18 protein-coding genes are annotated in these 22,083 nt (G+C 70.6%); 7 read left to right on the top strand and 11 right to left on the bottom strand.

Annotated features, from left to right (window positions below; genetic code table 11):
* Window positions 1-1,253, bottom strand: a 1,253-nt coding sequence (gene ccrA, locus OXS49_RS15410) for a crotonyl-CoA carboxylase/reductase (RefSeq protein WP_267425401.1), incomplete at its 3' end; no start/stop codon positions are given.
* Window positions 1,254-1,703: 450 nt separating this feature from the next.
* Here ccrA and OXS49_RS15405 point away from each other — a divergent pair.
* From OXS49_RS15405 to OXS49_RS15390, 4 genes are all read left to right on the top strand, one after another.
* Window positions 1,704-3,758 carry a protein meaA gene (locus tag OXS49_RS15405; RefSeq protein WP_267425399.1) on the top strand — a complete coding sequence of 685 codons (2,055 nt, stop codon included), beginning with the start codon at window positions 1,704-1,706 and terminating at the stop codon, window positions 3,756-3,758.
* A gap of 110 nt (window positions 3,759-3,868) precedes the next feature.
* A complete protein-coding gene (locus tag OXS49_RS15400; protein WP_267425396.1) occupies window positions 3,869-5,554 on the top strand; it encodes a methyl-accepting chemotaxis protein in 1,686 nt (561 codons plus the stop codon).
* A 59-nt stretch (window positions 5,555-5,613) separates the two neighbouring features.
* Complete coding sequence (locus tag OXS49_RS15395; RefSeq protein WP_267425403.1) at window positions 5,614-6,651, top strand: glycosyl transferase; 1,038 nt, start codon at window positions 5,614-5,616, stop codon at window positions 6,649-6,651.
* Window positions 6,648-7,568, top strand: coding sequence for an NAD-dependent epimerase/dehydratase family protein (locus tag OXS49_RS15390; RefSeq protein ID WP_267425394.1), 921 nt, complete (start codon window positions 6,648-6,650; stop codon window positions 7,566-7,568). Before OXS49_RS15395 ends, OXS49_RS15390 begins: the two co-directional genes overlap by 4 nt.
* 71 nt (window positions 7,569-7,639) lie before the next feature.
* Here OXS49_RS15390 and OXS49_RS15385 read toward each other — a convergent pair whose 3' ends face one another.
* From OXS49_RS15385 to OXS49_RS15355, 7 genes are all read right to left on the bottom strand, one after another.
* Window positions 7,640-9,577 carry an SDR family NAD(P)-dependent oxidoreductase gene (locus OXS49_RS15385; RefSeq protein WP_267425391.1) on the bottom strand — a complete coding sequence of 646 codons (1,938 nt, stop codon included), beginning with the start codon at window positions 9,575-9,577 and terminating at the stop codon, window positions 7,640-7,642.
* 77 nt (window positions 9,578-9,654) lie between these two features.
* The gene (locus tag OXS49_RS15380; RefSeq protein ID WP_244002021.1) at window positions 9,655-10,506 is read right to left on the bottom strand and encodes a DUF1206 domain-containing protein; all 852 of its coding nucleotides are present in this window, start codon (window positions 10,504-10,506) and stop codon (window positions 9,655-9,657) included.
* 100 nt (window positions 10,507-10,606) lie between these two features.
* A complete protein-coding gene (locus OXS49_RS15375) occupies window positions 10,607-10,948 on the bottom strand; it encodes a hypothetical protein (RefSeq protein WP_244002022.1) in 342 nt (113 codons plus the stop codon).
* A gap of 56 nt (window positions 10,949-11,004) precedes the next feature.
* Window positions 11,005-11,568, bottom strand: coding sequence for a Uma2 family endonuclease (locus tag OXS49_RS15370; RefSeq protein WP_267425389.1), 564 nt, complete (start codon window positions 11,566-11,568; stop codon window positions 11,005-11,007).
* A 60-nt stretch (window positions 11,569-11,628) separates the two neighbouring features.
* Window positions 11,629-12,189: a Uma2 family endonuclease gene (locus OXS49_RS15365; protein WP_267425388.1), complete on the bottom strand. Its 561-nt coding sequence runs from the start codon at window positions 12,187-12,189 to the stop codon at window positions 11,629-11,631.
* A gap of 57 nt (window positions 12,190-12,246) precedes the next feature.
* Window positions 12,247-13,434 carry a M23 family metallopeptidase gene (locus OXS49_RS15360; protein WP_267425387.1) on the bottom strand — a complete coding sequence of 396 codons (1,188 nt, stop codon included), beginning with the start codon at window positions 13,432-13,434 and terminating at the stop codon, window positions 12,247-12,249.
* 85 nt (window positions 13,435-13,519) lie between these two features.
* Window positions 13,520-13,987 carry a peroxiredoxin gene (locus OXS49_RS15355; protein ID WP_267425385.1) on the bottom strand — a complete coding sequence of 156 codons (468 nt, stop codon included), beginning with the start codon at window positions 13,985-13,987 and terminating at the stop codon, window positions 13,520-13,522.
* Window positions 13,988-14,239: 252 nt separating this feature from the next.
* Between OXS49_RS15355 and OXS49_RS15350 the strand changes: the two genes are divergently transcribed.
* Window positions 14,240-17,605: a DUF3971 domain-containing protein gene (locus OXS49_RS15350; protein WP_267425383.1), complete on the top strand. Its 3,366-nt coding sequence runs from the start codon at window positions 14,240-14,242 to the stop codon at window positions 17,603-17,605.
* Between the two features lie 232 nt (window positions 17,606-17,837).
* On the opposite strand, the gene OXS49_RS15345 is transcribed toward OXS49_RS15350, so the two are convergent.
* Complete coding sequence (locus tag OXS49_RS15345; RefSeq protein ID WP_244002034.1) at window positions 17,838-18,611, bottom strand: ferredoxin--NADP reductase; 774 nt, start codon at window positions 18,609-18,611, stop codon at window positions 17,838-17,840.
* Between the two features lie 284 nt (window positions 18,612-18,895).
* Window positions 18,896-19,846, bottom strand: a complete 951-nt coding sequence (locus OXS49_RS15340) for a ring-cleaving dioxygenase (RefSeq protein ID WP_267425381.1) — start codon at window positions 19,844-19,846, stop codon at window positions 18,896-18,898.
* A gap of 208 nt (window positions 19,847-20,054) precedes the next feature.
* Between OXS49_RS15340 and OXS49_RS15335 the strand changes: the two genes are divergently transcribed.
* Both OXS49_RS15335 and OXS49_RS15330 read left to right on the top strand, forming a co-directional pair.
* A complete protein-coding gene (locus OXS49_RS15335) occupies window positions 20,055-20,339 on the top strand; it encodes a type II toxin-antitoxin system RelE/ParE family toxin (protein WP_313901765.1) in 285 nt (94 codons plus the stop codon).
* Window positions 20,340-20,375: 36 nt separating this feature from the next.
* On the top strand, window positions 20,376-20,696 hold the full coding sequence (locus tag OXS49_RS15330; RefSeq protein WP_244002040.1) for a HigA family addiction module antitoxin: 321 nt from the start codon (window positions 20,376-20,378) through the stop codon (window positions 20,694-20,696).
* 3 nt (window positions 20,697-20,699) lie between these two features.
* On the opposite strand, the gene OXS49_RS15325 is transcribed toward OXS49_RS15330, so the two are convergent.
* Window positions 20,700-21,992 (bottom strand): pitrilysin family protein, encoded by a 1,293-nt coding sequence (locus OXS49_RS15325; RefSeq protein WP_267425378.1) that lies wholly within the window; start codon window positions 21,990-21,992, stop codon window positions 20,700-20,702.
* Window positions 21,993-22,083 lie beyond the last annotated feature (91 nt).

Raw genomic sequence — 22,083 nt, 5'->3', positions numbered from 1 at the left:
TCGACGGTCCGCAGACCGGCGCGGGGCGCGTTGACCAGGCAGGCCATGTTGCCCGGCGGGTGCTGGTTCTTCCACATCTTGGTATGCGCCTGGGGGATCTTGTCCCAGGGGAACACCTCGCTCATGCAGGGGTCGATCCGCCGGTCCAGCACGAACTGGTTCGCCGAGGAGGCCTGCTTGAGGTGGGCGAAGTGCGAGCCCTGGATGCGCTTCTGGCGCATCCAGACGTAGCGGGCGTCGAAGGTGATGTTGAAGCCGGTCGTGCCGGCGCAGAACACCACCATGCCGCCGCGCTTCACCACCAGCGCCGAGACCGGGAAGGTCGCCTCGCCGGGATGCTCGAACACGATGTCGACATCCTGCTTGCCGGTGATGTCCCAGATCGCCTTGCCGAATTTCCGCGCCTCTTTCGTCCAGGCGTGGAACTCAGGCGAGTTCACCTTCGGCAGCTGGCCCCAGCAGTCGAAGTCCTTGCGGTTGATCACGCCCTTGGCGCCGAGGCTCATCACGTAGTCGCGCTTCGACTCGTCCGAGATCACCGCGATCGCGTTGGCGCCCGAGGCCGCGCAGAGCTGCACGCCGAACACGCCCAGGCCCCCGGAGGCGCCCCAGATCAGCACGTTCTGGCCCGGCTTCACCGTATGCGGCGCGTGGCCGAACAGCATGCGGTAGGCGGTGGCGAGCGTCAGCGTGTAGCAGGCCGCCTCCTCCCAGGTGAGGTGCTTCGGCCGGACCATGAGCTGGCGGGACTGCACCCGGCAGAACTGGGCGAAGGAGCCGTCCCCGGTCTCGTAGCCCCAGATGCGCTGCGAGGGCGAGAACATCGGGTCGCCGCCGTTGCACTCCTCGTCGTCGCCGTCGTCGCGGTTGCAGTGGACGATGACCTCGTCGCCGACCTTCCAGCGCTTCACCTTCGAGCCGACCTTCCAGACGATGCCGGAGGCGTCGGAGCCCGCGATGTGGTACTCGCCCTTGTGGACGTCGAACGGCGAGATCGGCTCGCCGAGGCCGGCCCAGACGCCGTTGTAGTTGACGCCCGCCGCCATGACGTAGACCAGCACCTCGTCGTCGCCGATCTCCCAGACCGGCAGCACTTCGAGTTGGTGGGACTGTTCCGGGGGTCCATGGCGCTCGCGCCGGATCGCCCAGGCATACATCTTGGCCGGCACGTGACCGAGCGGCGGGATCTCACCCATCTCGTAGAGATCTTTGACCTCACCGGTCGTCGGACTGACCGCAGCGCTCGCCGCCATCTCGCTCTCCTCTCGTCCCGCGTGTTGCTCACGGCCGCGGTTCTCCCTCGCGCTATAGCGGCGATGCGAAAGGCCTCCAAGTGGGTCGAAAGTCGAAACCCAGAGGTTTTCGACGTGAAGAAGCCGCCGACACAGGGACGGCGCCCACGTATTCAAATTCGGCTTTCGGGGAGACCAAGTATTATTCCGCGCGCCTGGGGCCGGCACCGGATCCGAGACCTTGCACGGCGCTGCCATGTCGCTCAGGTGGACTTTATACCAAGGAACGACCAGCGTGCGGCCAGTCGCGTAGACGCGTGCCCTCAAATCGCGCTGTTCCGGCGACCAAGTTTTTTAAAGCCCCGCGGCCGCGCGCAGGGGCCTCTTGCACGTCCGTCTCGGATGACGCGTGGCCAAGCCTTCGCTACGGTGGCGGCAACGCTGCGCCCCGAGCGCGGATACAAAGATCACATGGAGGCCAGGATGGGCGCGAGCGCCGCGGAAACCCGGAGCGACAAGTCCAGCCGCGACAAGCCGTGGATCATCCGCACCTATGCGGGACATTCCAACGCGGCGGAGTCCAACGCGCTCTACCGGGGCAACCTCGCCAAGGGACAGACCGGCCTGTCGGTGGCCTTCGACCTGCCGACCCAGACCGGCTACGACCCGGACCACGAGCTATCCCGCGGCGAGGTCGGCAAGGTCGGCGTCTCGATCGCGCATCTCGGCGACATGCGGACCCTGTTCCAGGACATCCCGCTCGCCCAGATGAACACCTCCATGACGATCAACGCCACGGCCCCCTGGCTGCTGGCGCTCTATCTGGCGGTGGCCGAGGAGCAGGGCGCACCGCTCGCCGCCCTCCAGGGCACGACCCAGAACGACATCATCAAGGAATACCTGTCGCGCGGCACCTACGTGTTCCCGCCCGCGCCCTCGCTCCGGCTCACCAAGGACGTGATCCTGTTCACGACCAAGAACGTGCCGAAGTGGAACCCGATGAACGTCTGCTCCTACCACCTGCAGGAGGCGGGGGCGACGCCGGTTCAAGAGCTGTCCTACGCGCTCGCCATCGCCATCGCGGTGCTCGACACGGTGCGCGATGATCCCGAGTTCGACGCCGCGAGTTTTTCCGACGTCTTCGGCCGGATCTCGTTCTTCGTGAATGCCGGGCTGCGGTTCGTCACCGAGATCTGCAAGATGCGGGCGTTCTCGGAACTCTGGGACGAGATCGCCCAGGAGCGCTACGGCATCGACGATCCGAAGAAGCGGATTTTTCGCTACGGCGTGCAGGTGAACTCCCTCGGGCTCACCGAGCAGCAGCCCGAGAACAATGTCCACCGCATCCTGATCGAGATGCTGGCCGTGACACTCTCGAAGCGCGCCCGCGCCCGCGCCGTGCAGCTGCCGGCCTGGAACGAGGCGCTCGGCCTGCCGCGGCCCTGGGACCAGCAATGGTCGATGCGCATGCAGCAGATCCTGGCCTTCGAGACCGACCTCCTCGAATACGACGACATCTTCGACGGCAGCCACGTGATCGAGGCCAAGGTCGAGGCGCTGAAGGTCGAGACTCGGGCCGAGCTGGAGCGGATCGGCGGCATCGGCGGTGCGGTCGCGGCCGTGGAGACCGGGGCGCTGAAGCGCGCGCTGGTGGAGTCGAACGCCCGGCGGATCTCGGCGATCGAGGCCGGCGACCAGATCGTCGTCGGCGTCAACAAGTGGCAGCAGGGCGAGCCCTCGCCGCTCACCGCCGGGGAGGGCGCCATCTTCTCGGTTTCCGAGACGGTGGAGATGGAAGCGCAAACCCGCATCCGCGAATGGCGCAGCCGCCGCGACGAGCAGGCCGTGGGCCAAGCCCTCGACGCCCTGGAGCAGGCGGCGCGCTCGGGCGCCAACATCATGCCGCCCTCCATCGAAGCCGCGAGGGCCGGCGTCACCACCGGCGAGTGGGGCGAGCGCCTGCGCGCGGTGTTCGGCGAGTACCGCGCGCCCACCGGTGTGACCCTCGAGACGGTCTCGGCCGGGGCCGCCGAGGACGCCAAGCTGCTGATCGCCGATCTCGGCGAGCGGCTGGGCGAGACGCCCAAGATCGTGGTCGGCAAGCCGGGCCTCGACGGCCATTCCAACGGCGCCGAGCAGATCGCGCTGCGCGCCCGCGACGTCGGCTTCGACGTAACCTACGACGGCATCCGCCAGACCCCGACCGAGATCGTCGCCAAGGCGAAGGAGACGGGCGCCCATGTGGTCGGCCTGTCGATCCTGTCCGGCTCCCACGTGCCGCTGGTGCGCGAGGTCCGGGCCAAGATGCGGGAGGCGGGCCTCGACCATATCCCCGTCGTGGTCGGCGGCATCATCTCGCCGGAGGACGAGCTGGTCCTCAAGAACATGGGTGTGCGCGCCGTCTACACGCCGAAGGATTACGCCATCGACCAGATCATGGTCGGGCTCGCCAAGGTGGTGGAAAAGAGCCTGGATCGACGGGACGGCCCGTCCGACAGGCCGCGCGAGGAGGCCCAGGTCTACTGAGAGGCTGTACGCACAGGTTGAATCGACCAATCAGGAATCTCAAACAAGTTTAACTGTTTCACCGTCATACCGCCTTCGGTCCTGCCTCCCGGGACCGAAGGCGACATCACATGCGCACCGGTATTTCGATCGCGGCCAAGCTCGGGGCCTGCCTTGCCGCCCTGGTTCTCCTGATCGCCGCGACGAGCGGTCTCTCCCTGGCGGAGCTGCGCAGCGTCAACGCCACCGCGGCGGCACTCCGCGACGTGCGCGTGCCGGCGACCGATGCGCTGGGCCGGATGGGTGTCCTCATCATGCGCCAACGGGTCAATGGCGGCCGGCTCATCACGGCCGACACGCCGGAGCTGCGGGCAGAGGTCTCCACCCTTATCGCCAAGCGCGGCGAGCAGCTCGCGGCCCAGTTCGCCCGCTACGAGGCCGAGCCGCTCACGCAGGCCGAACGCGAGAGCTACGCGGCACTGCGCCGGAACCTCGAAGCCTATAACAGCCTGCAGAAGCAGGCCCTGGACAAGGCCACTGCGGGCGACATCGCCGGCGGGCAGCGGATCTACAACACCACGATGTCGGCCGGCATCAACGCTGTGCTCTCGGAGTGGGACCGGCTGGTCGACCTGAATGCCGCCGGCTCGCAGGCGAGCGGCACGCGGATCGCGGAGACCTACGCGGCCGCCAACCGGGACATTCTGGCCCTCGCCGGCCTCGCGTTGATCGTCGCCCTGGGCGCCCTGGTGATGGTGCTGCGCGGCGTCAGCCGGCCGCTGCGGGCGATCTCCGCGGCGACGCAGCGCCTCGCCGCCGGTGACATCGAGGCCGAGATCCCGGGCCAGGGCCGCCGGGACGAGATCGGCGCGCTGGCCGGTTCCGTGGTGGTGTTCCGTGACAATCTGATCCGGAGCTGCGCCCTCGAGGCCGAGACCGCGCTGGCCCGCGCGGATGCCGAGACCCAGCGCCGGGCCGCGACCCGGGCCATGGCCGACGCCTTCGAGCAGGCGATCGGCGGCATCGTCGGCGGCGTCTCGGCGGCCGCCACCGAGCTGGAGGCGACCGCCCGGTCCCTGACCGGAAGCGCAGCGGATTCGGCCGGACAGTCCGGCACGGTCGCGTCGGCTGCCAACGAGGCCGCCGCCAACGTCAACACCGTGGCGGCGGCGGCCGAGGAGCTGGGCTCGTCGGTCCAGGAGATCGGCCGGCAGGTCAGCGGCTCGGCGGAACTGGCGCGGATCGCCGTCGCCGAGGCGGCCGACACGGTCGCCCTGGTGCAGGACCTGAGCGCCGCCGCCGCGAAGGTCGGCGACGTGGTCGGCCTGATCTCGACCATCGCGGCCCAGACCAACCTTCTGGCCCTCAACGCCACCATCGAGGCGGCCCGCGCGGGCGAGGCGGGGCGCGGCTTCGCGGTGGTCGCCACCGAGGTCAAGGAACTGGCCAGCCAGACGGCCCGGGCGACCGAGGAGATCACCGGCCAGATCACCCGGATCCAGGCCTCCACGGGGCAGGCCGCGAGCTCGATCGACGGGATCAGGCGGCGCATCCGCGAGATCGACGGCGTGGCGGCCTCGATCGCCGCCGCCGTGGAGCAGCAGGGCGCGGCGACCCAGGAGATCGTCCGCAACGTCGCCGAGGCGGCGGCGGGCACCGGCGCGGTCACCGGCACCATCGCGAGCCTCGCCCAGGCGGCCGAGGAGACCGGCGCGGCCGCCGCCCAGGTGCTGGGCGCGGCCTCCGACATGTCCCGCCAGTCCGAGCACCTCACCGCCGAGGTCGGTCGGTTCCTCGCCACGGTGCGGGCGGCGTGAGCCACCGGCCCCTCACGGTGGCGCTCCGGATCGCGTAGGACGGCGCCATGCCGTCCGCCATGCCATCCGCCTTGCCCACGCTTCTCCTCCTCGCCGTCCCGCTGGCCGCAGCCCTCTCGGCAGGGCTGATCCTGCGCCTGTTCCCGCTCCTGCAGCGCTACGCCCTGGCGCGCCCGAACGCCCGCTCCAGCCATAGGGTGCCGACGCCGCAGGGGGGCGGGATCGCCGTGGTGACGGCGCTCGTGACCATCTCGGGCCTGCTCATCGCGGCGCCGGAGATCGGCGGCCGGCCGGACTGGATCTGGCTCGCCGGCTGCGCCCTCGCCCTGGCACTCCTCGGGGCCGTGGACGACGTGCGCCCGCTGCCGGCCGGCGTTCGGCTCGTCACGCAGGCCGTAGCGGTCGGCCTGCTGGTCTGGCACCTGGACGGACGGCTGCTGCCCGGCCTCCCCCTCGGCCTCGAACGCGGCCTCGCCCTCGTCGCTGGCCTCTGGTTCGTGAACCTGACGAACTTCATGGACGGGCTCGACTGGATGATCGTGGCGGAGATCGTCCCGGTCTCCGGCGCCCTGCTGCTGTTCGGCCTCGCCGGGCTCCTGCCGCCGCTGCCGACGCTGGTGGCAGCCTGCCTGCTCGGCGCGGTGCTGGGCTTCGCGCCGTTCAACCGGCCGGTCGCAAAGCTCTTCCTCGGGGATGTCGGCGCACTGCCGATCGGGCTCGTCACCGCGTGGCTGCTCTGGCATCTCGCCACGGCGGGCGGTCTCGCGGCGGCTCTGCTGCTGCCGCTCATCTATCTCGCCGATGCCAGCCTGACGCTCGCCGCCCGGGCCGGCCGGCGGGAGCGGATCTGGGAGGCGCATCGGGGCCACTTCTACCAGCGGGCGACCGTGAACGGGCTCACGGTTCCGGGCGTGGTGGGGCGGGTCTTCGCGGTCAATCTCGCGCTTGCGGCGCTGGCCGCCGCGACCTTGTTTTGGCCGTCCTGGCCGGTCACCCTCGCGGCGCTCGTGGCCGGGCTCGCCCTGGTCGCCCTCCTGCTCCGCCGCTTCGCCCGCGCCCCGGCGCCGGCCCCCGCCGAAGGTGCCGCCCACCCGTGACCGGACTGATCGCGCTCACCGGGGCGACCGGCTTCATCGGCCGCCACCTGCTCGCCGACCTCACCGCCCGCGGCTACCGGGTCCGGGTGCTGCTGCGCCGGCCGACCGCCCTGCCGGAGGGCGCCGCGAGCGCGGTGGTGGGCGACCTGACGCGCCCGATCAACATGGCCGCGGCGTTGGCCGGCGTCGACGCGGTGGTGCATTCGGCGGGCCTCGCCCATGCCATGTCGGGCGCGCCCGAGGACGATTACCGCACCCTCAACACCGAGGCGACGCGCAAGCTCGCCGAGGCGGCCGCGCGTGCAAAGGTGCGCCGGTTCGTGTTCCTGTCCTCGATCCGCGCGCAGGTGGGCCCGAGCGCGCCGGGTTCGGTCGGGGAGGGCGATCCCGCGGTGCCGACCGATGCCTATGGCCGCTCCAAGCTGGAGGCCGAGCGGGCCTTGGCCGAGACCGGGCTCGACTGGGTCGCCCTGCGCCCGGTCCTGGTCTACGGCGCCGGTGTGAAGGGCAACATGGCCGCGCTCCTGCGGCTCGCCCGCGGCCCGTACCCGCTGCCGCTCGGCGGCCTCGCGGCCCGGCGCTCGCTGATTTCCCTGGAGAGCCTGTCGGGGGCCGTCGATACGGTGCTGCGGGCGCCGGGCCCCGTGCGGGCGGCGCTGATCGCGGCCGATCCGGATCCGCTGAGGCTGCCCGAGATGATCGCGGCGCTCCGCGCGGGCCTCGGCCGCGGTCCGGGGCTGGTCCCGGTCCCAGCCAGCCTCCTGAGACTCGCCTGCCGGATGACCGGCCGAGACGAGCAGTTCGCCCGCATCGCCGAGGGGCTGGTGGCCCGCGCCGACGGCCTCGCAGCGCTCGGCTGGCGCCCAGCGGGATCGACCCGGGACGGGCTGGCGCGGCTGGCGCGAGCGGGCGGTTAAGATACGAAGCCCCAAATCCGGGATGCCAAAGGGATGATCCCTTTCGAAACCCGGGTTTTACCCGCTGCGGTTTACGCCGCGCTTCGCTCCACCCGCTGGGCGTGGCGCTCGCGGAAATGCGGCACGGCCGTCTCGAACACCGCCTCCGCGGCCGCCCGGTCGCCGGCCGCCACGGCCGCGCGCAGCTCTGCCACCCAGGCATCGAGCCGCGCCCGGTCGGCGAAGACCGGGCGCGCCGCCATCACGCCGTCGATCCCCGCAAGCGCCACGCGCGGCTCATCCCGGGCGAACAGGATCTCGTTGAGCCGCTCGCCGGGCCGCGCACCGGTGAACGCGATCTCGATCTCTTCCCCGGGCTCGAAGCCGGCCAGCCGGATCATCCGGTCGGCGAGGTCGGCGATCCGCACCGGCTGGCCCATCTTGAGCACGTAGACCGCGGCGCGCTCCGAATCCGGCCCGGTGCGGGCCTCGCCGTCGGCGTGGGAGGCGGCCGTCAGGACGAGGTCGCAGGCCTCGCGCACGGTCATGAAGTAGCGGACCATGTCGGGATCGGTGACCGTCACCGGGCCGCCCCGGGCGATCTGCGCCTTGAACACCGGCACCACCGAGCCGGCCGAGCCCAGGACGTTGCCGAACCGCACGGCGATCAGCCGGGTCGGGTGACCGGGCTGACCCGACTGCGCCGCATCGAGGGCCTGGGCGACCATCTCGGCGAAGCGCTTGGTGACGCCGAGCTGCGAAACCGGCTCGATCGCCTTGTCGGTGGAGATCATCACCAGCGCCCGGGCGCGGGCCGCCACCGCGGCCTCGGCGACGTTGATCGAGCCGAACACGTTGGTCTTGATGCCCTCCTGCCAGTCCCGCTCCAGGTAGGGCACCTGCTTGAGCGCAGCGGCGTGGAGCACGTAATCCGGCCGGAACTCCGCGATGACCTGATGCGTCCGCTCCCGGTCGCGGATGTCGGCGAGAACCCCCGTGACCGTGGCTTTCGCGGCCAGGATCGCCGGATGCGTGAGGATGCCGTGGAGCGCCGGCTCGGAGGCATCGAGCACCAGCACGGCGGCGGCCCCGAACGCCACGGCGCGCAGGCAGATCTCTGAGCCGATCGAGCCGCCGCCCCCCGTCACCACAACCCGGCGGCCGGTGAGGAACGCCTCCAACCGCGCCCGGTCGATGGGCACGGTCGGGCGCAGGAGCAGATCCTCGATCTCCAGCGGCGCCAGTTCCGGTCCCTGTGCGCCCTCGCCGAGGCCGGCCACCCGGGCGAGGGGGAGGCCGAGCCGGCGGGCGCGGGCGATCAGGTCGTCGGGCGACGCCTCCGGCACGAGGGCGCTCGGCGTCGCCACGAGGCGCCGCACCGGCTCACCCCGTGCCGCGAGATCGGCCACCACCCGCTCCAGATCCGGGAAGCCGCCGAGCACGGCCACGCCGCGCATGAACTGACCGCGCTCGTCCGCGCGCGGCGACAGGATGCCCCGGGGCGCGAGCTTCTTCACCGAGCCCGATTCGATCGCCCGGATCAGCACGTCGATATCGGCGCCGCGCCCGAGGAGCAGGGTCGGCACGGTGGCGGCCCGGGCGCTCGACTGCCGGGAGCGCGTGTCCTTGAGATAACGGAAGGCGAGGCGCGCCCCGCCGAGGAAGAAGATCTGCAGGACCCAGTAGAGCAGGATCGCGATCTTGCCGAAGAAGTAGAACCCGTAGAGATCGGCCGAGACCAGGACCCAGTCGATCACCAGCAGGGTGAGCGCCAGCACGCTCGCCGCCCGGACGATTCCGGCGAGATCCTGCAGGGAGGCGAAGCGCCACTTGGTCCGGTAGAGCCGGAAGCGCGCGTAGACGAAGCCCGCGAAGGCCAGGAACGGCGGCAGCAGCAGGGGCAGGGCGTGCAGGCGCTCGTCCAGCATCCCGCCCTGGAATCGGAACAGGAAGGTGAGCACCACGGCGGCGGCGGTCGCCGCGAGGTCGTGGGCCACCATCACCGCGGTCTTGTAGTGGCGCTGCTGCATCGGGGGCCGGATGGGGTGCCGCGGGGTATCCGCCGCGGGACCAGTCCTGTCAACGCGACGGGCCGTCCGGACCCGCGTCAGGTCAGGGCCCGGGCCGCGGCGCCCGCCGCGTCGTCGACCCGGTCGATGTCCGGGGCCTCGATGTGCCGGTAGCGGGCCTGGATCAGCCCGAATGCCCCGAAGGCGGCGTGGCCCGCGGCCACCAGCCCGAGCAGGACCGAACCGTAGGGCTGGGCGCGCAGCAGCGCGAAAGCCTCGGCCAACCCCTTGGCGTCGGACGAGCGCTGGTGCCACGCCGCCGCGACAAGGAAGCCGCCGATGATCAGGAAGGCCAAGCCCCGCGCCGCATAGCCGAAGCGGCCGATCGGCCCGGCCCAGCGCGCGCGGGCCTGCGCGTCGAGGGCGAGCCGGTCGGTGACGTCCCCGCGCCACGCCTTGCCGAGGAAGCCGAAGCCGCCGCCGACCACCGCGAGGCCGGCGAGCGCCACGAGCCAGCGGCCGAAGGGCTTGGCAAGCAGCCACGCGGTGCCATCGTGCATGCCGTCGCCGCCGCTCAGACCGAGCCCGAGACTCAGCGATGCGGCACTGGCGGCGAGGCCAAAATAGAGCGCGGCGCTGATCAGATGCGCGCCGCGCACCCCCAGGCCCTTGAGCCCGGTTCCTCGCCGGTCGGCATCCGTAACGGCCTCGACGAGGCGCCAGAGCGCGAAACCGGCAAGCCCCAGGGCGATCAAGCCGACGAGAGCCGCGCCGAACGGTCCGGCCAGCACGGCGCGCAGGGCGTCCTTGCTGTCGCCGGCCCGTCCGCCCTGTCCGAGCGCCGCCAACAAGGCGAGGCCGCCGACCACGAGGTAGACCACGCCACGGGCACCGTAGCCGAAACGGGCGACGCGCTCGATCGTGTTGCGGCCGCCGGGGAGGGTGCTCATGCCGGGATCTGCGTTCGGTGAGTCGGGCGTCCGATGCTGGACCGGTCAACGTCCGGCGGCGCGGGCTCGATCCGTTGCCGGCGCAGAACCCGGCGCCGCGCTACATCGGCGTCCGCTCGGCCCGCCCGGACAGCGCCACGTAGAAGCCGAGCCCGTCCTGGGCCGGCAGGGTCTGCAGCCGCTCGATCAGGCCGCGGCGCTTCGCGTCGAGGAGCAGGCGACCCGCCGGCTGGAACAGGGTCTCGCCGCCGCCCTCCGGGGGCGGATCGAGCCGGATCGCCACGGTCTTGCCCTTGGCGAAGCGGCTGCGCTCCAGCATGTCCTTGAGCGAGGCCTCCGCGCGCGTGCGGTTGGCGCCACGCAGGTCGAGCACCGAATCCGCATCCGTCACACCGAGGGAGCCGCGCAGCTTGGCCGCGTAGAAGTCTTCGAAATGGGGCAAGTCGGTGCCTTGGTGCTCTGCGGGGCCGGGGGGCCGGCCCTTGAGTCGGGTGCGGCTCAGGATGTGAGCCCGCGATAGATGTCGCGCACCGGCACGGTGCCATCAAGCTCCGGCAGCGTCACGGTACCATCGGGCCCGAGCGCCGTGACGCCCCAATCCTCACCCGCCCGCCGCCAGACCTCGATCCGGATCTCGTCGGAATAGACGATCAGCAGGACCTTGAGGCTCGGCACCGTCCGGTAGAAGTCGATCTTGCGACCGCGGTCCAGGCTCATGGTCGAGGGCGAGAGCACCTCGGCGACGAGGAGCGGATCTGCGGCATAGCCGTCCGGCAGGGGCGGCCCGCAGCGCACCACCACGTCGGGGATCGGCGCGAAATCGTCCATCGCGGCGCTGAGGATCGCCAGACCCGGCACGGCGCGGCAGCCCCGTGGCTCAGCCAATGCATCGAGGCGTCCCGCCAGATTCATCACGATGCGCTGATGCCGTTCCCGCGGCGGCGCCATCAGCACCGGTTCGCCGTCGAGCAGTTCCCAGCGCTCCGCGTCCGGGCGGGCCTCCGCCCAGAGCCGGAACGCCGCCACGTCCATCCCCACGTCACGCTTAACGGCCAGAGACATCGCCGACCTCCGATCCCGGGCGAGGTTAGCACCGGCGCGCCGACGCGCGCCAGCGCCGGTTCAAAAGGTCACGCGGTCGTCGATCTCGGTCACCGGCAGGGCACCACCCAGCTCCGGCAGGTCCACGACATCCTTCGATCCGGCCACCCGCATGGACCAGTCGGCATCGCGGCGCCAGACCTCGATCCGGGGCTCGTTCTGGTAGACGATCAGCAGCGACTGGAGGCTCGGCACGGTGGCGTAGAAGGCGAGCTTGCGCCCCCGGTCGTTGGTCATGGTGCCGGGCGAGAGAACCTCGACGATCACCAGGGGATCGTCGACGAAGCCGGTGGGCGGCATCGGCCCGCAATGGACCACGACATCCGGGTAGGGCGCGTAATCGTCCATGGCCGCGCTGAGGATCGCCAGACCCGGATAGGCGCCGCAGCCGCGCGGTTCGGCCAATGAATCGAGACGCTTGACGAGGTTCGTGACGATGCGCTGGTGCCGCGCGCTCGGGGGCGCCATCAGCACCGGCTCGCCGTCGAGCAGCTCCCAGCGCTCCTCATCCGGGCGGGGCTCCACCCAGCGCCTGTATTCGGCGACGTTCATGCGCGTGTCGCGCTTCACAGCCAGTGCCATGACGGCCTCCGATCGCGACTCGGAGCTTAGCACGGGCCGGGTCCCGCGACGACGGACTCAGTCGGCGCCGCCTCGCGCGCGCGTCGCGCCGGCCGTCAGGAAGCGCTGGGGATCGACCGGCACGCCGTCGATGCGGGTCTCGTAGTGCAGGTGCGCCCCGGTGGAGCGCCCGGTCGAGCCCACGGAGCCGACCGTATCGCCCGCGGCGACGCGCTGCCCGGGATAGACCGCGATGCGGGCGAGATGGCCGAACCGGGTGGTCAGGCCGTTCCCGTGATCGATCTCCACCATGTTGCCATAGCCGCCCGCGGCCTCGGCGGCGATCACCCGGCCGGCGGCGGTCGCACGGGCGGGCTCGCCGTATTCGGCCTTGAGGTCGAGTCCGGTGTGGAGCGCGAGGCCGCGGGTGAACGGGTCGAGCCGGGTTCCGAACGGGCTCGACACGAGGGCCTCGCCCCGGATCGGCCGGCCGAGCGGCAGTCCGGCAGCTTTCCGGCGCAGGCGCTCGCTTTCCGTCTGAGCCCGACGGGCCAGCGCGAGGCCGGCCTCGAAGCCGGCGCCGTCCAGGACGCGGCTGTCGAGGGGGACCAGCGGGCCGCCAACCCCGGCGGACGGCGCGTCAAAGCGTCCGGGATCGAGGCCGGTCCGGCGGATCAGGCCACGCAGCCGCCGGACTTCCTCGCCGGCCCGCGCGGCCAGGCCGGCAAGGCGCTCGCCCTGAGCCGCCTGCAGGCCCTCGAGGCGGGCCTCCAGCCGGATCAGCCCGGTCTCGACCTCGATGTCGCTCCGGCGCGGCAGGGCGCGGGCGGGCTCGGCCCCATCATCGGAGCGCAGGTTCGGCTCATCGTCGACCGGCGCGAGGCCCGCGCCGGGGCGTGGGGACAGCGTGCCGGTGGTGGTCGGGTCGGGGGGCGTCTGCCGCGCGAGGCCGGCCAGGGCGGCGGCACGCCGCTCCAACTCGGCCTGCCGCTCCAGCGCCGCCGTGACGCGGTCTGCCAGCCCGGCCTCGGTGCCGGCCCGGTCGCGCCCGTCGCGGTCGAGGCGGTCGCGCAGTTCGGCAAGCTGCACCTCGTAGGCGTCGCGCATCGCCGCCTGCCGGGCCACGAAACCGGCCAGCACCTCATCGTGGAAGACGATCAGATAGGTCGCGCCCAGCGCCCAGAGCAGCGCGAGCGCGAGCCCCCCGGCGAGCCACGGCGCGGCCCGGCGTGGGGTGGAGGGCGAAGAGATCTTCAAACGATGCATCGGGACGGCCCCGCAAGAACCGTCATTCAAGACTGGGTAAGGTTAAGGATCCGTCGAGACCAATATCGGTCCGCCGAAACTTTCCTCAGGTAAGCGCCCGGGCGGCCTCCAGCACCGCCTCGGCGTGGCCCGGCACCTTCACCTTCGGCCAGACCTTGGCGATCCGGCCTTCGCGATCGACCAGCACGGTGGTGCGCTCGACGCCCATGTATGTGCGCCCGTACATGCTCTTCTCGACCCAGACCCCGTAGGCTTCGAGCGCGCCCTTGTCCTCGTCGGAGGCGAGCGGAAAGGCGAGCCCGTACTTGCCGCAGAACTTGTCGTGGCTCTTCACCGGGTCCGGCGACAGACCGACGATCTTCGCGTCGGCCGCCGCGAAATCCGGCAGCAGGCGGTTGAAGTCCTGCGCCTCCAGGGTGCAACCGCTCGTGTCGTCCTTCGGGTAGAAGTAGAGCACGACTTTGTGACCCTTGAGCGCAGCCAGCGCAATGCGGCCTCCCGCAGAGGCGGGCAGGTCGAAATCCGGGGCCGGATCGCCCTCTGACAGCGGCATCGTGCCTTCCTTTCGGCCGAATGATGATGTGCAACCGATCTCGTGCCCGGCAACACGCTAGCGCGCCGCGCACACCTGAGCCAAAACCGGAGTCGCGGCCGCTGTAAAGCGCAGGCGCGCTTCGATCCACCGGCCGCGAAGCCTGCGGGCTCCGCGGGCAGAGTCCCCGGAACAAGGGTCCCGATGGCGGACGAGACGACGTCGGCAGGCAACCCCCGGGGGCGGGCACGGCGCGTGGGAGGCGCCTGCCTCGTGAGCGCGCTCGCCCTGGTGCTGGTCCTCGGCGCCGGGATCGGCCTCGTGGCCCTGCGCCTGTCGAACGGGCCGCTGCAGATCGACGGCCTGTCGCGTCGCGTCGCCGCCGCCGTGGCCGAGCGGATCGGCCCCGGCTGGAGCATCGGCATCCGCGGCAGCAGCCTCGAACTCGACCGCGAGAATGCCCTGAGCCTGCGCTTCTCCGGGCTCGACATCCGCAATCCGCAGGGCGACCTCGTGGTCCGTGCGCCCCTGGCGCTCGTCAGCCTCGACCTCTGGGGGCTGCTCCGGCTCAACCTGCAGCCACGCTCCATCGAGTTCCGCGAGACGCAGACCACCGCGCTGCTGCACCGCGACGGCTCCATCGCGTTCGCGGCCTCGGAGGCCAACCACCCGGTCGACATCCAGCCGCACACGCCGCCGAGCGTGGATGCGGTGCGCGGCAGTGTCTCGCCATTGTCGGCGGGCATCGCGTCGATCTTCGGCATCGTGCTCGATCCGAGCGGCGTGGTGGGCGCCCTCGACCGGGCCCGGATCACCGATGCGCGCCTGCGCTTGATCGACGAGGACGGCCGCGAGCGTGCGGTCTTCGCCCGGGTCAACGGGTTGTTCGGGCGCGATTCGGCGAACGGATCGCGCACCTTCGAATTGCGGCTCGACGGGCCGCACGGCGAGTGGCGGTTCGGTGGCTCCCTGCGCGACGGCGGGGAGGGGCAGGACCGCTCGGGCATCATCACCCTCGACGATCTGCCGGTGACCGATCTGCTGCTGCTCTCGGGCCAGTCGGGCCTGCCGCTGACCACCGATCTCAAGGTCTCGGCCCGGGCCGACGTGAAACTGGCGGCCGGGCGCATCCAGGCGATGACCGCCCGGGTCCATACCGGCGACGGCACCGTCCTGATCGAGGAGAAGGACTTCAACCCCGTCACGGTCGAGAGCCTCGACGCGAATCTGGACTGGGACGAGGCCGGCCGCGTCATGGCGCTGACCGGCCTGGACTATCGCGGAGCCGGCAACGCCGTACACCTGACCGGCGCCTGGAAGGGCAGCCCGGCGGATGCGGCGACGGACTGGACGGCGACGCTTGCGGGCCGGGACGCCACTTTGCGCGGGGCGACGCCGCAGGACGCGCCGGTGAAGATCGACGCCCTGGACGTGAAGCTCTCCGGCCGGGACGGCGGCATCGCCATCGACGCGCTGAACCTGTCCGCCCCGGGGATGAGCGGGACGATCACCGGGACGATCGGCACCGCGGCCGACGATGGCGGCCTCAACCTCCACATCACCGCCCATGACGGCGACGTCCGCACGGGCCTGCGTCTCTGGCCGGAGCACATCGCGCCCCCGGCCCGGACCTATCTCGTGGACCAGCTGCGGCGCGGCCGCGTCGAGGCGGTGGACATCCGGGTGACGATGTCCGGCACCGTGCTGGCCGCCGCGACCCGGGGCGATCCGGCCCCGGACGACGCGGTCCATATCGACTTCCACGTTTCCGACGCGGCCCTCGACGTCACGGCAGACGCGCCCCCCGTCACCAAGGGCAACGCCTTCGGGACCATCACCGGGCGCTCCACCACGGTGCGCAACGTGACCGCCGAAATCCGCGGGCCGGACGGCCGTGGCCTCGCAATCTCGGATGGCAGCTTCGTCATCCCCCAGCTCACCCCGGACCGGGTGGTGGCGCAGATCGGCATGCGGCTCTCCGGTGGGGCGGACGGCATGGCCTCCGTGCTGCAGGCCAAGCTGTTCAAGAGCCTGATGAGCGTCGATCTCGACCCCGCCACGATCAAGGGCAGCGCCGACCTGCGGGTCGATTTCCCCCTCAATCTCAAGCACATCCCCGATCTGCCCGACCTGCCCGTGACCCTGACTGGCACGCTGGCCGATCTGTCGGTCGACAAGGTGATGGGCAAGGACCGGCTGGAGGCGGGCAAGTTCTCCCTGTCGTACGACCGCGGCGCCTTCGTGCTGAAGGGCGACGGCCGGGTCGCGGGCGCCCCGATCTCGGTGGACATGCGCCAGCCGAAGGTGGGACAGCCGGGCGAGGCGGTCATCAACCTCGCCCTCGACGACGCGGTGCGGGGCCGGAAGGGCCTGCCGACCGCGCCGCAGCTCACCGGCACGATCCCGGTCCGCGCGGTGGTGCCGATCGGCCGGCCCGGAACCGGCAAGCCGCCGATCAAGGTCGAGGCCGATCTCGCCAAGGCCGGGATCGACGGGCTGCTCCCGGGCTTCACGAAGCCCGTGGGCAAGCCGGGACGGCTGACCTTCACCCTCGTGGATGGCGGCCAGGGCCTCGAACTGCGCGACTTCGCCTTCGACGCCGCCCCGGCCTCCGCCCGCGGCACCGTCACGATCACCCCTGAGGGCGGCCTGGAGCGGGCGGAGCTGACGAACGTCAAGCTCTCGCCCGGCGACGATCTGCGGGTCGGGCTCGACCGGTCCGGCAACGGCTACAAGCTCGTAGTCCGGGGCGCAGTGGTGGATGCGCGACCGTTTCTGAAGTCGCTGGGCGGGCCGGACGGCAAGGGCGGCAAGGAAGCGAACCCGAAGGATATCGACGCCGACATCCAGGTGCCGATCGTCACGGGCTTCAACGACGAGGCGCTGACCGGCGCCAACCTGCGGCTGACGCTGCACGGCAAGACCCTGCGGGCCGCCACCATCTCCGGACGCTTCCGCGCAGCGCCCTTCGCGGCCTCCGTCACCCGGGGCGAGCGGGGCGTGCCGACGCTGGCGGTGGATACGGCCGATGCCGGCGCGACCCTGCGCTTCGTCGATGTCTACCGACGGATGCATGGCGGGCGGCTCAATGCCGGGATCGGCCTCAACGACGGCCCGCAGGCGGGGGTCGTACAGATCCGCGACTTCGTCCTGCGCAACGAGCCCGCTTTGTCGAGCATCATCGCGCAGGGTCCGGAGGTGGCCGACACCGATTCCGCCCGCGGCCGCCGGGTCGCCCCGGGCCGGGCGGCGGGCGATGTCACCTTCGACCGGATGCGCGCCAACTTCGTCCGCACGGGCACCCGAGTCGATTTCAGCGATGCGGCGATCTCGAACGCCGCCATGGGCTTCACCCTGTCGGGCTGGCTCGATACCGGCCGCGAGCGCACCCTGATCGACGGCACCTTCGTGCCGCTCTACGGGCTGAACAACGTCGCCTCGCAATTGCCCCTGCTCGGGCCTCTGCTGGGCGGCGGCCACAACGAGGGTCTGTTCGCGGTCAATTTCCGCGTCTCGGGCAAGCTGGCCTCGCCGGACGTGAGCGTGAACCCGCTCTCGGCCATCGCGCCGGGCTTCCTGAGGAAGCTGTTCAGCGCCGGGGGCGGGCCGTTCGCGGACGGGATGCCGGTGCCGCAATAGGGCGAGTGCCAAGGGCCGACCCGCTGCGACCTGAGGCGCGGAGGAAAGCCGCGATCACGGCTGGGGCCAGGGCATCGAAGCCGATCACACCGGCCATGCCGGGGTCCTCCAGGTCGGCGACGCGGACCGCCCGGCCTTAGACCTGGATCGGCTCCTCTGCGAAACCATTCTCCCGAAAAACAAAGAGCCCGGCGCGGCGGCCGCACCGGGCTTAAAGCCAAGCCCCAAAAAACTACTTCTCGACGAAGGCCTTCTCGATCACGTAGTGGGCCGCCTCGCCGTGGTTGCCCTCCTCGTAGCCGCGGGAGGTCAGAAGCTCGCGGGTATCGCGGATCATGTCGGGGCTGCCGCAGAGCATGAAGCGGTCGTTCTCGATCGCCATCTCCGGCAGGCCGATGTCGGAGAAGAGCTTGCCCGAAACCATCAGATCGGTGATCCGGCCGCGGTTGCGGAACGGCTCGCGGGTCACGGTCGGATAGTAGACCAGCTGGTTCGAGATCATCTCGCCGAGGAATTCGTGCTTCGGCAGGGTCTCGGTGATGGTCTCGCCGTAGGCGAGCTCCTGCACCTGCCGGCAACCATGGACCAGCACGACCTTCTCGAACCGGTCGTAGGTCTCCGGGTCCTTGACGATCGACAGGAACGGCGCCAACCCCGTGCCGGTGCCGAGCAGGTAGAGGTGCCGGCCGGGCAGCAGGTTGTCGAGCACCAGCGTGCCGGTGGGCTTCTTGCCGACGATGATCGGATCGCCGACCTTGAGATGCTGGAGCTTCGAGGTCAGCGGCCCGTCCTGGACCTTGATCGAGAAGAACTCCAGTTCCTCCTCGTAATTGGCCGAGACGACCGAATAGGCGCGCAGGAGCGGCCGCCCCTCGACCTCCAGGCCGATCATCGTGAACTCGCCGTTGCGGAAGCGGAACGCCGGATCGCGGGTCGTGCGGAACGAGAACAGGTTGTCAGTCCAGTGGTGGACCGACAGGACGCGCTCCTCGTAGAACTTGCTCATCGACGGATCAGTCCTCGAATCCTCTGATGCCCGGTTCGGCAGATCCCCGCCGTCCCACGGGACGGGGGCGGATCCATGCGGCGGTTCGCCGGGATCCGGATGTCAAACAGACGCGTGCTGCTTCTTTCGCAGTTGCAGCACGCCCGTCAAGGCGCCCTGGGATCACACCCGCCAAAGAAGTGAACGGCCTGGAATCGTTCGAATATTGAGCGTCTTCGCCGCACGGCCGCAGCCGCGCCCCGGACATGGGAGGGTTGCCGGCCGGCGGTGCCTCGGTGGGGCGCTCAGACGGTGCCGCTGGGCCGGAGCGGCTTGAGGCCCGCCTCGATCTCGGCCCGGCGCGGCTCCAGAAACGGCGGCAGGGCAAGACGCTCGCCCAGAGTCTCCAGCGGCTCGTCAGCGGTGAAGCCGGGCCCGTCGGTGGCGATCTCGAACAGGATGCCGTTGGGCTCGCGGAAGTAGAGGCTGCGGAAATAGTAGCGGTCGACCGGCCCGCTGGTCGGCACGCGGGCGGCCCGCAGCCGGTCGACCCAGGCGTCGTAATCCGTGTCGGGAATGCGGAAGGCGACGTGATGCACCGCCCCCGCGCCCTGCCGCGCCGGCGCGGACGGATCGGCCAGGAGCTGAATCTCGGCGGCCGGGCCGCCGGGGCCCATGGCGTAGACCTCGACCGGTCCGTCCTCCGTCTGAAACGCCCGATCCCGGCGCATGCCCAGCACCTCGGTGAGCACGGCGGCGGTGCGCCCGAGGTCCGGCACGGAGAGCCGAATCGGTCCGAGGCCGCGGATCTGGTAGGCGGCCGGCACCGGCGAGCCGGTCCAGGGATGCTCCGGCCCGGTCCCGCCATCATCGACGAGGGCGAGGCGCTGGCCCTCCGGATCCTCGAAATCCAGGGTGAGCCGCCCGTCGCGCAAAACAGGCTCGGCCTCCACGATCCCGGCCTCGCGCAGGCGCGCGTGCCACCACGCCACCGCGCCCGCGCCGGGCACGCGCAGATGCGTCCGGGTGATGCTGTTCGAGCCCCGCCGCTCCCGGGGCGCCGGCCAGTCGAAGAAGGTGATGTCGGTCCCGGGGCTCGCCAGCCCATCCGCGTAGAACAGGTGGTAGGCCGAGACGTCGTCCTGATTCACGGTCTTCTTGACGAGGCGCAGCCCCAGCGTGCCGGTGTAGAACGCGACGTTCTCCGCCGCGCGGGCGGTCACCGCGGTGAGGTGGTGGATGCCGGTGAGCTGCATCTCTTCTCCTTCAGGCCCCCGCTCCGACGCGCACCACGTGGGGATCGGACGATGGCATTGCGAGCGTACGCTGGAGATGCGCGAAGCGTAGAGGCTCGTCCTGTGGCTTGATCAACGTACACCCCAAGACCGTATCACAGAACGATACATAGCCCTTGACGAAATGTATCACTTGACGATACATCAGACCTGCGGGTGGAGCGATGTCGTGGCGATTCAAACCTTTGCGGACGCCGCGACGGAGGCGGTTTTCCAAGGGCGCCATCCGAAAGGCATACCCTTCGCGATTATCAAGGTGGCACGGCGCAAATTACGCCAGATCCATGCTGCCGTTTCTCTGGATGATCTGAAAGTGCCGCCGGGCAACAAACTTCATCCCCTGACGCACGACCGTGCCGGGCAACATGCCATTTGGATCAACAACCAGTTCCGGATCTGCCTACGCTGGACCGAGAGAGGTCCGACCGAGGTCGAGATCGTCGACTATCATTGACCGGGGGCGTTGCCCCACTCTGATGTGAGATACCCAATGGCTGTCGCGTACGAAACCGAGACCGTGCTGCCGCCTCTGCATCCCGGCGAGGTGCTACGCGAAGACTTTCTTATCCCCCTTGGATTGTCGGCCGGCACGGTGGCACGTGCGTGCTTGGTGCCGCGAACACGGATCGAGCGGATTGCCGCCGAACAGATCGGTGTCTCGACCGATACAGCGCTGCGTCTTGGGCGCTATTTCGGAACGAGTGCGGATTTCTGGCTCAACCTTCAGCGCCAGTACGAGATGGAGACGCTCACGCGCACCCTCGGACCGGAGATCGAGCAGATCGCTCCGCTCGCCCCCGTGGCCGCCTGAGCCTCAGAGCCCGACCGGACGCCCCGCGGCGACCACCAGCATCTTGCCATCCGCGAAGGTCCGCGCGGCGGCCCGGCGGATGTCCGCCTGCGTCACCGCCGCCACCAGGGCGTTGCGCCGGGCGATGTAGTCCATGCCCAATTCCTCGAAGGCGATCTGCACCAGCTGGTGCGCGATCTTGGTCGAAGTGTCGAAGCCCAGCGCGTAGGAGCCCGTCAGGTAGTCCTTGGCCTTCTGCAACTCGTCGTCGTCCGGGCCCTCCGTGATCAGGCGGCCGATCTCGTCGCCGATCACCGAAAGCGCTTCGCCGACGCGCTCGTTCTTGGTGGCGGTGTAGCCCCAGGTCATCGCGGCCGAGCGATGGCTGACCAGAGAGGTGCCGACCGAATAGGCAAGCCCGCGCTTCTCGCGCACCTCTTGAAACAGGCGCGACGTGAAGGCGCCGCCGCCGAGAATATGGTTCAGCACATAGGCCGGGATGAAGTCCGGGTCGCGCCAGGGCACGCCGGCCATGCCGAAGCGGATCACCGATTGCGGCACGTCGAGATCGACCACGATACGCCTGCCGAGATCCTGCACCTCGGTGCGCGGCACCGCCTTCAGCTCACCGGCCTCCGGCAGAGCCCCGAAGGACTGGTTCAGGCCGTCGGCGAGCTGCTGGGCGCCAATCGCGCCGACCGCTGCGACCTTCACCCGGCCACGCCCGATGATGCGGGCATGCATCGCCAGCAGATCGTCGCGGGTGATCGCCGTGACGCTCTCGACCGTCCCGGAGGAGGGGCGGGCGTAGGGATGGCCGGCAAACGCCTCCTTGAAGAAGCGGCGGGAGGCCAGCACCCCCGGATCGTTCTGCTGATAGCGCAGGCCGGCGATGATCTGGGCCCGCACGCGCTCGATCGCATCGGGGTCGAGGCGAGGCTTGGCCAGCGCCAGGGCGAGGAGGCCGATCGCCTCGTCGGCGTGCTTGACCAGCATCTTCAGCGAGCCGCCGACCGCGTCCGGCCCGGCATGGAACGACAGCTCGATCGCCCGGGCGGCCAGCCGCTCCTGGAACTGGTCGGAGGTCAGATCGCCGGCTCCCTCGTCGAGGAGCCGCGCCAGCATCTGCGCGCATCCGGACTTGCCGGCCGGGTCCTGGGCGGCACCGCCCTCGAAGGTGAAGGCCAGGGCGATCAGGGGCACGACGGGGGATTCGACGTGCCACGCCTCGATGCCGGGGGCGGTCATCACAGGCAGCGCCGTGGTCGGCGAGTTGGCCGGGGTTACGGTCTCGACCAGGGTCTCGGTCAAGCTCATGAGAACCTCTTTTTTATCGCTTCACGGGCGGCGGAGCAGCTCAGCGCATCCGGGCTGATGCGGTCCCAATGGGGCCTGGGAAACCACCCGC

It is taken from the genome of Methylobacterium sp. GC_Met_2 (genome assembly GCF_026540795.1).
GTDB lineage: Bacteria > Pseudomonadota > Alphaproteobacteria > Rhizobiales > Beijerinckiaceae > Methylobacterium.
The sequence above is the reverse complement of the archived record's forward strand: the minus strand, read 5'-3'. Positions and strand labels throughout refer to the sequence as shown.